The sequence below is a fragment of the Paracoccus lutimaris genome (assembly GCF_003337565.1).
Taxonomy (GTDB): Bacteria; Pseudomonadota; Alphaproteobacteria; order Rhodobacterales; family Rhodobacteraceae; genus Paracoccus; species Paracoccus lutimaris.
On the sequence record NZ_QPJL01000001.1, the window covers coordinates 44386 to 58136 of the forward strand.

The following is a 13751-nucleotide window of genomic DNA, read 5'->3' on the forward strand; positions in this document are numbered from 1 at the left end:
CCATTCTGGCTTTAGCCCGTGGTGACCGAAATGCCCTTCGGCCCGACCGAGATTGTCATCGTGGTCGAGGCCGGCGGCACCGTGATCAGCTGGCGCGTGCTGCGCCCGGTCGGGCTGCGCATGCCGGCGGTCACACCGATGGCGGTCACCCCCGCCTGCACGGTGATCGGCATGGTTACCGGCGTGCCGGGCGACAGCACGATCTGATCCGAGCGCACCAGCTCGGCGCCCAATGCCGCCGCGGGATCTTGCAGGGCGAAATAGTCGGCGGCGTTGAAGGCGCTCGAGCCCGACATCTGCAGGATGCTCAGCGTGACCGGCCGGTCGGCGCCATCGGGCCCCGGATTCATCCCGGCCGCGCCCTGCGCCGTGACCGACAGCACCGTGGGCGGCGGCTCGCCGCCACAGGCCGCCAGGGTCAGCACCGCCATGCCGGTGGCAAGAAAGCCTCTTCTATGAATTTGACTGGTCATCCCTTCTCCTCCGTTCGTTTTCATATGCGTCACGGAAATCCGCGCCGACCTCACCCAGAAAGCGGTCTTCGGCGGCACGGGCAATTTCGCGGTAGCGTTCCTGATAGAGGCGCCACAGCTTGGCGCTGCGTCCTCCCGCGATCAGGCTTTCCAGCAGGCCGACATTCTCCATCGCCTTCTCGATCTCGTCCGGGTCAAAGCGGTCGATCATCCGCCGCAACGCTGCCTGAAGCGCGGTCCAGGTCCGCAGATGATGGTCGGCCAGATCCCGGAATGCCTCGTTCACCGCGTCGTCGGCAGCCAAATAGCCGCGCCGTTGCGGTTCCATGAAGCTTGCCAGCACATCCTCGGGCGAGGCAAGGAATTTCAACGGGTTCACATTCGCGCTGGCGATGATCGTCTGCGCGACCCGGGCCTTTTGCTTGGCCTCGGCACGGCTGCGCAGCAACAGCATGACGCCCTCGACCAGAAGGCGCGTCGACCGCCCGATCCGTTCGGCCTGCTGAACCGGATCGCCGTCGAATTGTGACGGCTCGAGACCCATGCCGCGCAGCAATGCCGCGTAAAGATCGCTGTCGGCGGCGGCCGGTTCTGCGCCGGGGGCAGGCGGTGCCGGATCGGGCACGAGCGGCGGCCTTTGCGGTTCGGCTTTCACCACCGCTGCCAATGGCGGTTCGGTTCGCGGGGCAGGGGCAGGCTCTGGCGTGGCTTCGGGCTGTGGCTCAGGCTCAGGCTCTGGCGCGGTCTCGGGGGGCTGCGTCGCGAGGGGTTGGGACCAGCCGGCGAAAAGGTCGGGCTTGGCACCGGGCATCGCGGCAGGGGCGCGATCCCGTGCGGGATCGTCGCCGGGGGGCAGGGGTGCGGCGGAATCGCCGAAATAGTTGCTGCGCCCGCCGGCGCCGGATCTGGCGGCAGGCTCCGCAGCCGGCGGCGTATCGCCGGGGCCTGCGAATGCCTTGCGCAGATCCAGCCCGAAGGGATCGTCCTGATCCAGTGGCCGGGGTTGGTGGGCTGGCTCGCGGCGGCGTTCGCGGCTGCGGTCGCTGCTGGCAAGACCGAAAGGATCGGGCAGGTCCTTCGGGCGCTCGACAGGTTCGGGCGGCGGCGGCTCGTCCGCATCGCGGCCGAATTCAAAGCTCATCCGGCCCGGCGCCGGGCCGGGGGCCGGGCGTGGCGCGGGACCGGGTCCCGCCGCCGGACCCGAGACCGCCTCGACCCGCAGCACGAAATCGCCCATGCGCAGCCGCATGCCCGGCTCGATCGGCACCGCATTGCTGGCGCCGACCGGATGGGCGGCATTGTCGATGAACAGCCCGCCGCTTGAGGCATCCATGGCCAGCACCCGCCCGTCCTTTTCGGTCAGGATGCAGTGCTGGCGCGAAATGAACATGTCGGGATCGTTCAACGTCCAGTCGGCTTCGTCGCTGCGCCCGATGACCAGCCGCCCGCCATCGAAGACACGCTCGGTCACGGCCTGCGTATGGGGTGCGGATTCGATGACCAGTCGCAGGCTCATGCAGCGTCCCTCCCGGTGCCGGCATCGGCGGTGCCGCGGATGATCCCGTGAAAGCACAGCTCGTCCCCGTCGCGGCCGGGCCGGGGATCGATCCAGGTCGTGCGACCGATGCGGCAGCTGCCTAGCCGCGCCCTTGGCACCTCGCCCGCCGCAAGGATCAGCCGCAGATCGAATTCGACATCATGGCCCTGGGCAAAGACCAGCGCGTGACACAGCCGGGCCCGGGCCTGCGGATCGTCGGCGAAGTAATCGAACTCGGCCCGGGTCAGCGGCCCCAGCCGGATTTCCGCCCGGGACTGGCGGTCGAATTGGCGCGCGCCGATCACGGCGCCGGTTCCCAGCCGGGTATAGCGGGTGCCGACGCGGGTCTGCAGATGGTCGGGAATATCGATCCAGACTCCGACGAATTCGGACAGTGACACCGGCACGCCCAGCACGCTTTGCAGGAATGCCGTCAACCGCTCGGGACTGCGGGTCTCTTGCGCCAGCGAGGTCGCATGCCGCAGCTTGGCGCTGTCAAGGCGGCTGTCCCTGCCACGGGTACCCGGCAGGCCGATGCCCGTCATCGCCCGCATCATCGCCACCACGCGGCCGCCTTCGCCATGCGCGATCTGGATATCCGCCCGTGCATCGGCCCAGGCGCGCCAGTAAAGCGCCAGCATCCGGTGCTGGAGCATGTTGAGAAAGTCCAGAAACGAGGTATCGGCCGTCGCCTCGCTGCCGGTGCCACCGAACCAGCGGCTGGATTGGCGTGCGAGGATCCAGCGCGTCAGATGCAGCGGCATCGGCCCTTCGGGTCCGATCAGGCCCAGCACATTGACCGAGATCTGCGGCTTTTGACCGTCCTGGCCGGCGATAACCTCGGCCACGTCGCTGACCGCGAAGGACTGCCGCGCCATCTGGCCCAGCCGGGCCGGCTCGGCGTCCGCGCCGCCCGCCCGGCCAAAGCGCATCGTCGCCGTCTCGAACTGCCGCAGCAGGTCGAAGAAATCGGTATTGGCGATATCGGGCGGCGGCGCTTGTGTCATATCAGCGCCCGCGTGCCGGTCCTGATCGGCCATGAAACCTCGGTTTGCGACTGCGTCAGCCGGGTCCGGGTGCGGACAAAGGAATTCACTGCGGCATGGCGGGCGAAAAGCCGCGCCAGCAGCGCCGAGAGCAGCAGCGCGCTGCCGCCGGAAAGCAGCGTTTCATTGACGTCCAGCGTGATCTCGGTGCCATGGGCAAAGCAGCGAGGGCCGGGGATCTCAAGCCGCTCGATCAGTGGGCGCGACTGCACCCGCACCAGTGACTCGCCGTGGCGGATCAATGTCGGGTCGCCGCGATCGGCATAAAGCCTGACCAGCGCGCGCAGCGGCTCGGCGTCACGTTCGTCTGCGGCAAGCGAGATGTGATCAAGACTGAGCTGCGCGATCCAGCGCCAGGTCAGATCGTCCATCTGCGTCTCGCCGGCGGCACCCGACGGCAAGGTGGCGCGCAGCGAGGGGCGGGGGCGGCGCATCGGCGCAAGCAACCTGACCTGCTGGACCGGATCACCGGTTTCCAGCGTCAGCGTCGGCCGGTCATCCAGGATCGGCAGGTCGCGATTGGTGCACAGCGCCCGGATGTCCAGCCGGGTGACCGGCGGCGCGCTGCGATTGCTGGCGGGACGGGCGACCGAGATATAGAAATCATCGCCGGAATAGCTGGAGCGGGTCTGGCCGCGCCGCACCTCCTCGGTATCAGGGCGGCGCGGCCGGCGCTCGGTGGTATAGACATGACCGTTTTCGCCCCGTGCCTCGACCGAGATCAGCGGTGTCAGCCGCGCCTGCGGACCCTCGATCGCGGCATCGTCGACGCGCAGAAGGCGATAGATCTCGAAATCCTTGGGCCGCGTCCTGTCGGCATGGACAAGATGGGCCGAGCGCCCGGCGCGCAACTCGACGATATTGCATTCATGCTCGAACAGGTTGACGGCGGGGGTCGCGAAAAGCCGGAAGTCCTCGGCCGTGGCACTGGCAAGCTCAGCGTTGGGGCGCGACAGCAGGATCACGATCTCAAGTTCGGTCTGCGGCTCGCGACAGGCACGCACGGCACGCGCGAGGCCGCCCAGGCGCGCGAAGTGAAACCGCTCGGGCATCAGGAAATATTCGCGCAGCAGCCGGTAGCCCTCGAAGGATTCGCGCACCCGTGGCAGCAGCATCTCATCGTCCGAGATGCCGACCATGGCCGGCGACTCGATCGGTATGAAGACCGATTTGCCGTCCGCAGGCCGGGCCAGAGCCCCGACGCCAAAGCCGAAGATCGAATCGAAGATCGCGCCGCCGCGCTGGCCGGCACCGAAAAACACCGGCAGCGATTCCAGCGACAGTTCGGACAGCGTGCCGGTGCCGCGGCGGCGCAGCCGCAGCCGCAACGCGGCCTCGGCGTCGCGGGTGACGCGCTCGGACAGCCCGATCTGCGCCAATGCGCCCTTGTCCTGCAGATAGTCGACCGTAGCCAGTAACAGCGGCCACATCTGCACCGCCTGCGTCGTCGTATAGGTGCAGCGGGTCCGGCTGCCCTCGCGCAGCGACGAGATCAGCCGCGTGCCGCGGCGCACGATATGCCCGTCCAGCATCTGATCGACCTGCGGGCCGGGCACCAGGTCGACCAGGGTCATGGCCGGTGCCGGACCGGCCAGATCGGGATAGAGCGTGTCGATCAGATCGCGCACATAGCGGCTGGATTCGACATCGATCTTGAGCCGGGTGCGCGCGGCCAGATAGGCCACGCCCTCGAGCAGGCGCTCGACATAGGGGTCGGGGCAGGGCACGGAATCCAGCGACAGGTTGCGCGCGACATTGGGATGCAGCGCCGCGAACCCCGTCGCAAGCGAGCGGATGTGCTGAAGCTCTTCCTCATAATAGTCAAGGAAGACCCGATCCATCATCTATCCTCCATCCGTGTCGTGGCGCGGCCGTTGTCCAGATCGATCAGCGTCGACAGCCGCAACCGTTCCGGCACCGGCGTCAGCATCAGCAGGGCGTCGATCTCGACCCGCAGGCCGGTCGCTTCCCCGGTATTCACGGTGACCCGGATCGAGTCCCGCCGCAGCCGCGGCTCGAAGATCGCCAGCACCTCTTTCAACTCGCGGGCCAGCGCCTCGGTGTCGAAATCCGATCCGCGACGCCCGGAAAAGGGCGGCACCCCGTAATTCAGCACCGAACGCCGGATCTCGGGGTAGTCCCGCAGCAGGTCGTCGGGGCTTTGGGTGGAAAGCATCTCGTGTTCGGACAGCAAATAGGCCACCTCCAGCCGCTCGGTGTTGAACAGCATCTCGATGTCGCGCCGGACCGCCTCGCGCAGCACCTCGGATGTCACCACCACCCCGCCTTCCTTTAGCCGCGACTGGCGCTGAAGGATCCTGCCCAGCCGATGTGCCCGCAGCCGCGCGTCATCGTCCAGCCGGGACTCGGCGGCGATCGCCTGTGCGCCGCCAGCCAGCAGGGTCTCGACGGCCTGCTCGTTGTCCAGCAGCTTGCCCAACTCACGTCTGAGCGCCGCAGCCTCGGCGCCCAGGTCGTGCAGTTCATCCACGAGCCGGTCCCACAGCGAGGGCTGGAGCGCCTCGCGGATGGCCTGCGGCGTATCGGTGCGATCGATCACCTGTCAGCCCCGTGCGCGCAACAGAGCACCTTGGGTCACGTTGCCGCGAGGATATCGTACTCGATCGGGTGCTCGCCGCCTTTCGTCAGGTCGTTCGCATCCTGGATATACATGATCTTGATCTTGTCAAAGCTGAGCGTGAAGCTGTCGACCGGGTTGCCGCCGCTACCGCCCGAAACCTGATAATTCTCGACAAGGGTGTTTTGCATCGTGATCTGCAGGTAGTCGGAATGCTCTTCCCCCTGGTCCTTCCGCAGCGTCATCACCACTTCCTTCAGGTTGACGGCCTTGATGCAGGCCTTCGCCAGGTAGGGTGACGAGGCATCGTAGTCCTTGCTGATCGAGAGCGATTGTATCTCGGGCAGGCCGCTTTCGCGCTGGCCGCCGGAATTGCGGAAGGCGGATCGACTGACCCCCCAGGAAAAGGACGCGATCACGATCTCGTTCTCGTGACCCTTCCGCACGCTTTCGCCCTTGATGTCGGCGATCTTCAAGTAGCCGCTGAATGCCATGACAATATCCTTTCATGTCTCTGTTTCGGGCCTTGTTGGCGAAAGGTGCGGGCCTGAACGTGCAGGCCCGCACCGGGTTCGTATGGTGGCAGCAGCCATACGTGGTCAGGTGCTCTTGACCGACGGCAGTTCGGACACGAGGCGCAGGCTCGCATTGATGCCTTCCAGCTGGTAATGCGGGCGCAGGTAGAAGCGTGCGTTGTAATACCCCGGGCGCCCTTCGACGCTGTCCACCTGGACCTCTGCCGCAGCCAGCGGACGCTTGGCCTTGTCGCGGTCGTCCGCCATGGCCGGGTTCGTCAGCACATAGCGGTTGATCCATTCGGACAGCCATTTCTGCATGTCGCCGCGCTCCTTGAAGGTGCCGACCTTGTCGCGGGCGATGGCCTTCAGGTAATGGGCGAAGCGCGCCACCGGGAACAGATAGGGCAGGTTCGCCGATAGCCGCTCATTCGCCTGGGCGTCGGGATCGACCAGCCGCCCGGCCCGGGCCTCGTCATCTTGCAGGCTATGCGCGCCGATGAAGGCGGCGACATCGGTGTTCTTGCGGTGCAGGATCGGCATCATGCCCAGCTTGGCCAGCTCGGCCTCGCGCCGGTCGTCGATGGCGATCTCGGTCGGGCATTTCATCGCCACGCTGCCATCGTCGGTCGGGAAGGTATGGACCGGCAGGTTCAGGACCGAACCGCCCGATTCCACGCCCCGGATCTGCGTGCCCCAGCCATAAAGCTTGTGGCTGCGGTTGATGTTCACGCCCATCGCGAAAGCCGCGTTCATCCAGACATAGTGGTCGTGCTTGCCGTCGATCTGTTCCTCGAAGGCGAAGCCCTTCACCGGCACAGTGTCGGCGCCATAAGGCAGCCGCCCCAGCACCCGCGGCATGGTCAGGCCGATATAGCGCGCATCCTCGCTTTCGCGCAGCGATTGCCAGCTGGCGAATTCCGGGCCCGAGACGATCTGCTGGAGGTCCTGCGGATTGGGCAGTTCCTGCCAGCTTTCCATCCGGAACAGCTGCGGCGCGGCGGCGGCGATGAAGGGCGCATGGGCCGAGGCGCAAACCCCCGAGAGGTTGCGCAACAGCCCGACATCCTTCGGCTTGTGGCCGAATTCATAAGCCCCGATGAGCGCGCCGAGCGGCTCGCCCCCGAACATCGAATACTCGTCGGTATAGATCTTCTTGAAGACCGGCGACTGGTCCCACATCTGGCCTTCGTAATCTTCGAGCACGTCGGCCAGCTCGTCCTTCTTGATGTTGAGGACCCGGATCTTCAGCTTGGAGTCGGTCTCGGTGTTGTTGACCAGATAATGCAGGCCGCGCCACGTGCCCTCGATCTGGCGCACCTTCTCGTCATGCAGGATCTCGTTCATCTGATTAGACAGGACCTGGTCGATTCCGGCGATCAGCGACTTGATCGACCTGATCGCATTGCCCGAAATCGTGGCCGTGCCCGAGCGCTCTTTCGCGGCAACGGCAAGGTTTGCGACCAGCGATTGCAGTTTCTCGCCGTCGCGGTCCTTGACCCGGAAATCCTTTTCCAGAAGTTCGCTGAACTCGGCCAGGTCGATGGCCTCGGCTTCGGCCGCTCCGGCGGCGACCTGCTGCTTTTCCTCTGCCATGCTCAGCCCGCCTGTTCAGAATTGGTTGCAGCGACTGCCTGTTCGGCGACCTGCTGGAGCAGCGGCTCATTGTTCAGCAGTTGCGCGATCCGCTTCTCGGCATCGACCTTGCCGTCCATGTAGCTCAGCAGCTCTTCAAGCTGGCGGCGCATCTTCAGCAATTCGCTGAGCGCCGGCACCTGCTCGGCGATCTTGTCGGGGGCGAAGTCGCTCATGCTCTTGAAGCTCAGATCGACGAAGAGTTCCTCCTCTCCCTCCGAGCCGGGCAGGGTGTTTGGCACCCGCGTCTTTACCCGCGGCGACAGCGCCTCCATGAACTTGCCGAAGCGGCCGGCATCGGTCTCCACGAAGCTGCGCTCGCCGACCGGCTTCGTGGCCTCTCGGGTTTCGGATTCGCCGGCCAGATCGGCCATCACGCCCATCACGAAAGGCAATTCGATGGTGGTCGGACTGCCATAATGTTCGACGTCATAGGCGATCTGGACGCGCGGCGCCCGGTTTCGCTCGATGACCTTCTGCTTGCTCTCGCTCATCCTCGACCCTTTCCGTTATTGCTGCTTTTCCATCCGTATTCTCTGGTTTTCAGTTTTCTTTATTATTGATGCCGGCGATGTCGCGGAATTCGCGCAACCCCGACGGTGCCACCTCCTGCATCAATTGCAGAAAATCCATCGACACCATCCGGCGCAGGCGACGGGCGACATGCGGGATTGGGCTGGACGGTTCCGAGCGTTCGTAAAAGGCAATGATCCGGTCCAATGCCGATTCGACATCATCGCGCGAATTAATTGCGCCATTCTGCGCCTTCGCCACCGGGGCAGCGCCATCGGCCGGAGCCGACGCGTCGCTGGTCGATCCGGCATGTTCCGCCGCGCCTGGATCGGCGGCGTCGGAACTGGCCTCGGCCAGCGCCTTTTCCAGCGCCTTGCGGCAGCTGGTCAGAAGTCCGGTCAATCCGGTCAGGGCCAGCCCGCCATCGCCGCCGAAGCCGGTTTTCTCGCCGAAACTTGCCGCGAGCCTTTCAAGACCGGACAATGCCGCGCCAATGCCCGCTGCCATCGCCGCGACATCCTCGGCCTGTTCGGCGGCCATCACACGGCAGGCGAGTGCGGCGCGTCTGGCGCGCTCGCCGTGACGGGCAAGGATATCGTCCTGTTCGGCCTTGCTCAGACCCGAGGCCGCCCGGTTCAGCACGTCGAAATCCGACAGGAGCACCGAGGCGACATCACTGTAGGACACCGGCCCGATTCCGCGCGGGCTGAAGACGACGCCGAAACGCAGATCGCCCAGCAAGCCGTTGTCGTCGTTTTCCAGTTGCCGCAATGCGTTGGCCCGCGGCATCGTGGCCATTTTCGGATCGTCGCGTGCGCGCAGGACGGGGTGAATGCTGTCCCAGTATTCATCGAGATTGCGGCTCAGCATGCCCAATCCCTGCGACAGCCCTTCGAACCCCTCGGTCGCGAAAAGCACCCGCACCATGATCACCAGCAGCCGCAGGTCGCGGCCATCGGCTGCAAGCGTCTCGCCCAGCGAGGCGATTTCCGCCCAATCCACCGGCGGCGCGGACTCGTTGACCGATCCGTCGGCCTTGACCCGATTGGCGCGCGCGGCTGGTTCCAGCAGGCGTTCGACCGAGTTGAAGCGCGCATCGTTCCTCAACTCCACCCCCGAAGGTTGGTCACCGGGAAGCGGAGCAAGGAGGCTCTCCAGATTCATGCCACGATACCTTCTAAAAAGGTAACAAATAATCTGAGGATATTCACTTGAACTCACAGTCTTACAGATAAGCCCGATTCTGGCAACGCCTCCAAGGATAAGTGCCGGCCACGGTTTCGCCCGATGGTTAATTGGCTTTTCGCCGGCGCAGGCCGTCCGTCTGGCGCAATTCGCAGGCTTGATGATTACAAGCCTTGGTGAATCGCAGCCGCCGTGAAATACTGTGCTTATTCTTATTCCGTCGAATGCGAGACGGCTCATGGATATCAAGGACCGTTTGGATGGCGTTGTCATCGGACTCCTGCTGGGGTTCCGCGATGGCATTCCCTTGGTCGTGTTCGCCTCGAACCCGCAGGACCACGCGATACCCGCCCGCAGCCTGACCCCTCTGACCGCAGAGGATCCGGGATCCGAGGTCGCGCTGCTGTTCGAGGATGGCGATCTTGGACGGCCGCTGATCATCGGCCGCATCATCGAGCCGGTGCGCGGCGACGGATCCGGGCCGCCGATGGTGGTCAGCGACGGTGAAACGGTCAGGATCAGCGCCCGGCAGCGGATCGAACTGCGCGTCGGCCGGTCGGCCATCATCATGGAAAAGGACGGCCGCATCACCATCCGCGGCCAGGATGTGGTCAGCCATGCCGCGCGCTCGAACCGCATTCGCGGCGGCTCGATCGACTTGAACTGAGATCATGGCGGCGCGGGCGAAACAGTTTTGGGCGCGCAGGGGGACCGGCGCGCCGGCATGTGGTCCTTCAGCCGGGTGGTCTGCTCCGTGTGGTTGCTGAACAATGAAACCCCCTTCGCGGCCGAGCGGACCTGGACCCGCGATGAACGGGGGGCGGAATTCTGGCTGGTCGCGGTGCGGGCGGCCTTTGTCATCGACGCGGAGGGGCAGCAGATGCCCGCCGAAAAGCAGACCGAGGTGCAGCGCGCGCCGGTCTTTGCCGGCGATCCGCAAAGCAGCGGGCTGCTGGTCGATAGCGATTTCGTGCTGCACAAGGACGGAACCGATGTGCTGGTGCAGGGCCGCGCCCATGCCCCGAATGGCCAGCCTGCGCTGCGCACGCAGGTGCGGATCATGCTCGCGGGGATCGACAAGACGCTGACCGTGCATGGCGAAAGGCGGCTCTACAAGGGCGGCACCGGGCTTGGCATCACCGGCGCCGCGCCGTTCCTGACCATGCCGCTGATGTGGGAGCGCACCTATGGCGGCTGGGACCAGCAGGCCCGGAACCAGGAATGGGTGGCCGAAAACCCGGCCGGTCTGGGGTTCGCCACCTCGGTCGAGCGGCTCTACGAGACGCTGGCGCCGAATGTGGAATATGTCGACGCCGCCTATCGCGGGCCGGGATCGGGCCGCCCGGCCGCGCTGGGTCCCGTCGCGCATCACTGGAAGCCGCGCGTCGGCTATGCCGGCACCTATGACGCGCATTGGCAAAAGACGCGTGACCCGCTGCTGCCCGAGGATTTCGACCGCCGCTATTTCCGCTCGGCCCCCGCCGACCAGCAGACCCGGCAGCCTCTTGTCGGCTATGAGCAGGTCCGGCTGGGCGGGCTGACGCCGGACGGGTTTCTGGGCTTCATCCTGCCGCGCCTCGTCCTTGACGTGATCACCAGCTTCAAGGGCGGGCGCGATATCCGCCAGCGGCCGGCGATCCACACGCTTTGGCTGATGCCCGATTACCGCCGCTTTGAGCTGGTGTTTCTGTCCGCGCTCGAGGTGCCGCCGGGGCGCGAGGAAAAGCTTGTCGGCACGACGGTCCGGCTGCGGCGGCGGATCGGCACGCCGGATTCGGTCCGCGCCACCGGGGTCTGGCTGCAATGACGATGGCCGCGATCATAGGGATCGGGGCGCGCACGCCTCTGGGCTTCAACCGCGCCGCCAGCGCCGCGGCCGTGCGCTGCGGGATTTCGGCAATTGGCGAGCACCCTTCGATGATCGACCGTTTCGGGACCCCTATGAAGGTGACGCGCGACGCGGCGCTGGATATCGAACTGGCTGGCGACGAGCGGCTGGCGGCGCTGGCCCTTCCCGCCATGGCCGAGGCGCTGGCGCCGCTTGCGGGCATCGCCTCGGTCCCGCGGATCGCCCTGACCCTCAGCCTTGGCGAGGCGCGTCCGGGACAGGAGCCGGAAACCGGCGCCGCCGTGGCCGAGATGCTCAGCGCCTGGCTTGACGCGCGCTTCGCACCGGGCCGGGTGCTGCCCTGGATGGGCGGCCATGCCGGCGGCATCCTCGCGATGGAGGCGGGCGCGCGCATCATCGCCGAGGGCCGGGCCGATCTGGTGCTGGCCGGGGGTGTCGACAGCTATCTGGCGCCCGAGACCCTGGACTGGCTTGATGAGACCGAGCAACTTCATTCCGACGACAATATTTATGGCTTCTGTCCCGGCGAGGCGGCCGGCTTCGTGCTGATGGCCGCCCCCGACGCGGCCCGCCGGCTGGGGCTGCGGCCGCTTCTTGACCTTGCCGGCGTCGGCGCGGCGATCGAGGATAACCTGATCCGGACCGAGGATATCGTGCTGGGTCATGGGCTGGCCGCGGCGTTTCACGAAGCCGGCAGCGGGGCCGGTCTGGCCGGCGACCGGCAGGTCGACCGGATCCTGTGCGACATGAACGGCGAGCGTTACCGGGGCAATGAATACGGCTTTGCGGTGCTGAAAAGCACCGCGCTGTTTCGCAATGCCGGCGATTTCGAGGCCCCGGCGGATTGCTGGGGCGATGTCGGCGCGGCCTCGGGGCCGCTTTATGCCGCACTTGTCGCCGAAGCCGAGGCGCGGGGCTATTCGAAAGGCCCGCTCAGCATGATCTGGGCCAGTTCGCCAGCAGGCCAACGCGGCGCCGCCATCCTGCGCCGCGCGGGAGGCCGCTGATGCCCACCCATATCGTCGTCAACGGTCTGGGCCTGACCTACAAAGGCACCATCGGCATGTCGACGGCGACGATCCCCGATGTCTGCAAGACGCCGTCGCCCGGCGGCCCGGTGCCGATCCCCTATCCCAATATCGCCAGCCAGTCGACGCTGCAGAATGGCACCACCACGGTCAAGGCCAAGGGCCAGATGATCGCGGTCAAGGGCTCGCAATTCAGTTCCTCGAACGGCGACGAGGCCGGCACGGCGGGCGGGGTGAAATCCGGCGTCAACATGAAGGCGACGGACTGGATCACCTATTCCTTTGATGTGAAATTCGACGGCAAGAACGCCTGCCGCCATACCGACAAGCTGTTTCACAACAACCAGAACGCCGCCAATCTGTCGGGTGTGATCGACCCCAAGACTGGCAAGAAATACGTTCATAAATGCGGCGAAGTGGGCAGCTATGGCACGCTCAAGAATCAGAAGCGGACCGCTGGCAGGTTCGAGCGGGATCACGTTCCCGCAAAGGCACAGCTTTTCGCTGCCGCAAAGAAGAACAAAAAGTATCAAGGCCTAAGCCCAAAAGGAAGGGCTTGCGTGCTTGCGGCACTTGAATACCGTGGATTGGCCATCGTCATTCCGAAATCTCCGCATCGCGGCTACAGCCCCACATGTGGGGCACGCAACACGACCTCCCGGATCACAAGCGACAGCAGCTCGCCCGAGGCCATGAAGAAAGCGATCAACCGCGATCTCGCGGCCATGCAGAAACACCTAGATGCAAAGGCCAAGAACGGGAACGAAACGAACAAGGCCTGCGCCGCCGCCTATAGGAAGGCTGCGCGAAAAGCGCGCAAGCAGGATCCGCAACGGATGATCAAGAAGGCCGTTGCCGAATGCGAGAAAAAATATGGAAAGAAAAGGAAAAGGAAATAGCCAGCAAGGAGTACACCCATGACGATCCCACGAAATGCCAGCTATGCGGATTGGGCGCGCCATTTCGGCCAATCGACGCTGGACCCCGCACTTGTCGCCGAGTTCCACGCGGCCGGCATCACGAAGATTCCGGTCATCGCGCGCGATCATGTCGAGGCAAGCGAGGATGTGGGCGCGCTGACCGTGACGGTGACCGACCCGATCTATTTCGGGAATGAAGGCAAGTACGGGGATGGCGTCGGAATATTCTCGGGCATCTCCATCCATCTGGAGGACTATGGAGATGAGGGCTATACCGGGCAGATGCCGTTCGCAATCACGCGCGACGACACCCGCAAGACCCTGCGCAAGAAGCTTGGCAAACCCAGCGACTCGGACGAGGAGGACGCCTGGGACGAATGGATCATCGACGGTCTTGTGGTGACGGCCTTGTATTCCGAGGATTTCAAGGAATTCATGACGCTGACCGTCTATCTTCCCGAAGAGGTTTGAG

Annotated in this window: 14 protein-coding genes; 5 read left to right on the forward strand and 9 right to left on the reverse strand. The window is 65.3% G+C overall.

Translation table 11 applies throughout. The features are described from left to right. Positions 1-11: 11 nt before the first annotated feature. The 9 genes from tssJ to tssA all read right to left on the reverse strand — a co-directional run bounded on the left by tssJ (position 12) and on the right by tssA (position 9722). A complete protein-coding gene (gene tssJ, locus DFP89_RS00215) occupies positions 12-473 on the reverse strand; it encodes a type VI secretion system lipoprotein TssJ (RefSeq protein ID WP_245948551.1) in 462 nt (153 codons plus the stop codon). Continuing rightward, positions 454-1989, reverse strand: coding sequence for a type VI secretion system-associated FHA domain protein TagH (gene tagH, locus DFP89_RS00220; protein WP_114347374.1), 1536 nt, complete (start codon positions 1987-1989; stop codon positions 454-456). Before tagH ends, tssJ begins: the two co-directional genes overlap by 20 nt. Beyond that, on the reverse strand, positions 1986-3017 hold the full coding sequence (gene tssG, locus DFP89_RS00225) for a type VI secretion system baseplate subunit TssG (RefSeq protein ID WP_181870200.1): 1032 nt from the start codon (positions 3015-3017) through the stop codon (positions 1986-1988). The genes tagH and tssG overlap by 4 nt, the downstream gene beginning before the upstream one ends. After that, positions 3014-4900 (reverse strand): type VI secretion system baseplate subunit TssF, encoded by a 1887-nt coding sequence (gene tssF, locus DFP89_RS00230; RefSeq protein ID WP_245948552.1) that lies wholly within the window; start codon positions 4898-4900, stop codon positions 3014-3016. The genes tssG and tssF overlap by 4 nt, the downstream gene beginning before the upstream one ends. Further along, positions 4897-5616, reverse strand: a complete 720-nt coding sequence (tssE, locus tag DFP89_RS00235) for a type VI secretion system baseplate subunit TssE (protein ID WP_114347377.1) — start codon at positions 5614-5616, stop codon at positions 4897-4899. The genes tssF and tssE overlap by 4 nt, the downstream gene beginning before the upstream one ends. 35 nt (positions 5617-5651) lie before the next feature. Continuing rightward, positions 5652-6128 (reverse strand): Hcp family type VI secretion system effector, encoded by a 477-nt coding sequence (locus tag DFP89_RS00240; RefSeq protein WP_114347378.1) that lies wholly within the window; start codon positions 6126-6128, stop codon positions 5652-5654. Between the two features lie 105 nt (positions 6129-6233). Further along, entirely contained in the window at positions 6234-7745 is a 1512-nt protein-coding gene (gene tssC, locus DFP89_RS00245; protein ID WP_181870201.1) for a type VI secretion system contractile sheath large subunit, read from the reverse strand. Between the two features lie 2 nt (positions 7746-7747). Next, positions 7748-8278, reverse strand: a complete 531-nt coding sequence (tssB, locus tag DFP89_RS00250) for a type VI secretion system contractile sheath small subunit (protein WP_114347380.1) — start codon at positions 8276-8278, stop codon at positions 7748-7750. A 49-nt stretch (positions 8279-8327) separates the two neighbouring features. Continuing rightward, on the reverse strand, positions 8328-9722 hold the full coding sequence (gene tssA / locus DFP89_RS00255) for a type VI secretion system protein TssA (protein WP_245948553.1): 1395 nt from the start codon (positions 9720-9722) through the stop codon (positions 8328-8330). Here tssA and DFP89_RS00260 point away from each other — a divergent pair. Genes DFP89_RS00260 through DFP89_RS00280 form a run of 5 tightly spaced genes read left to right on the forward strand, consistent with a single transcriptional unit; the run spans position 9721 to position 13750 of the window. Beyond that, positions 9721-10149 carry a DUF6484 domain-containing protein gene (locus tag DFP89_RS00260; protein WP_114347382.1) on the forward strand — a complete coding sequence of 143 codons (429 nt, stop codon included), beginning with the start codon at positions 9721-9723 and terminating at the stop codon, positions 10147-10149. The two genes, tssA and DFP89_RS00260, sit on opposite strands and share 2 nt — an antisense overlap. Before the next feature lie 57 nt (positions 10150-10206). After that, on the forward strand, positions 10207-11289 hold the full coding sequence (locus DFP89_RS00265; RefSeq protein ID WP_147273256.1) for a DUF2169 family type VI secretion system accessory protein: 1083 nt from the start codon (positions 10207-10209) through the stop codon (positions 11287-11289). 2 nt (positions 11290-11291) lie between these two features. Then, on the forward strand, positions 11292-12338 hold the full coding sequence (locus tag DFP89_RS00270) for a beta-ketoacyl synthase N-terminal-like domain-containing protein (RefSeq protein ID WP_220269787.1): 1047 nt from the start codon (positions 11292-11294) through the stop codon (positions 12336-12338). A gap of 56 nt (positions 12339-12394) precedes the next feature. Next, positions 12395-13258 (forward strand): DUF4150 domain-containing protein, encoded by an 864-nt coding sequence (locus DFP89_RS00275; protein WP_220269788.1) that lies wholly within the window; start codon positions 12395-12397, stop codon positions 13256-13258. 18 nt (positions 13259-13276) lie between these two features. After that, on the forward strand, positions 13277-13750 hold the full coding sequence (locus DFP89_RS00280) for a hypothetical protein (protein WP_114347386.1): 474 nt from the start codon (positions 13277-13279) through the stop codon (positions 13748-13750). Position 13751: the final 1 nt, after the last annotated feature.

Excerpts from the sequence above, each read along its gene's own strand:
- tssJ (WP_245948551.1), bottom strand. The coding sequence starts at position 473 with ATGACCAGTCAAATTCATAGAAGAGGCTTTCTTGCCACCGGCATGGCG.
- tagH (WP_114347374.1), bottom strand. The coding sequence starts at position 1,989 with ATGAGCCTGCGACTGGTCATCGAATCCGCACCCCATACGCAGGCCGTG.
- tssG (WP_181870200.1), bottom strand. The coding sequence starts at position 3,017 with ATGACACAAGCGCCGCCGCCCGATATCGCCAATACCGATTTCTTCGAC.
- tssF (WP_245948552.1), bottom strand. The coding sequence starts at position 4,900 with ATGATGGATCGGGTCTTCCTTGACTATTATGAGGAAGAGCTTCAGCAC.
- DFP89_RS00240 (WP_114347378.1), bottom strand. The coding sequence starts at position 6,128 with ATGGCATTCAGCGGCTACTTGAAGATCGCCGACATCAAGGGCGAAAGC.
- tssC (WP_181870201.1), bottom strand. The coding sequence starts at position 7,745 with ATGGCAGAGGAAAAGCAGCAGGTCGCCGCCGGAGCGGCCGAAGCCGAG.
- tssB (WP_114347380.1), bottom strand. The coding sequence starts at position 8,278 with ATGAGCGAGAGCAAGCAGAAGGTCATCGAGCGAAACCGGGCGCCGCGC.
- DFP89_RS00260 (WP_114347382.1), top strand. The coding sequence starts at position 9,721 with ATGGATATCAAGGACCGTTTGGATGGCGTTGTCATCGGACTCCTGCTG.
- tssA (WP_245948553.1), bottom strand. The coding sequence starts at position 9,722 with ATGAGCCGTCTCGCATTCGACGGAATAAGAATAAGCACAGTATTTCAC.
- DFP89_RS00265 (WP_147273256.1), top strand. The coding sequence starts at position 10,207 with ATGTGGTCCTTCAGCCGGGTGGTCTGCTCCGTGTGGTTGCTGAACAAT.
- DFP89_RS00270 (WP_220269787.1), top strand. The coding sequence starts at position 11,292 with ATGGCCGCGATCATAGGGATCGGGGCGCGCACGCCTCTGGGCTTCAAC.
- DFP89_RS00275 (WP_220269788.1), top strand. The coding sequence starts at position 12,395 with ATGTCGACGGCGACGATCCCCGATGTCTGCAAGACGCCGTCGCCCGGC.
- DFP89_RS00280 (WP_114347386.1), top strand. The coding sequence starts at position 13,277 with ATGACGATCCCACGAAATGCCAGCTATGCGGATTGGGCGCGCCATTTC.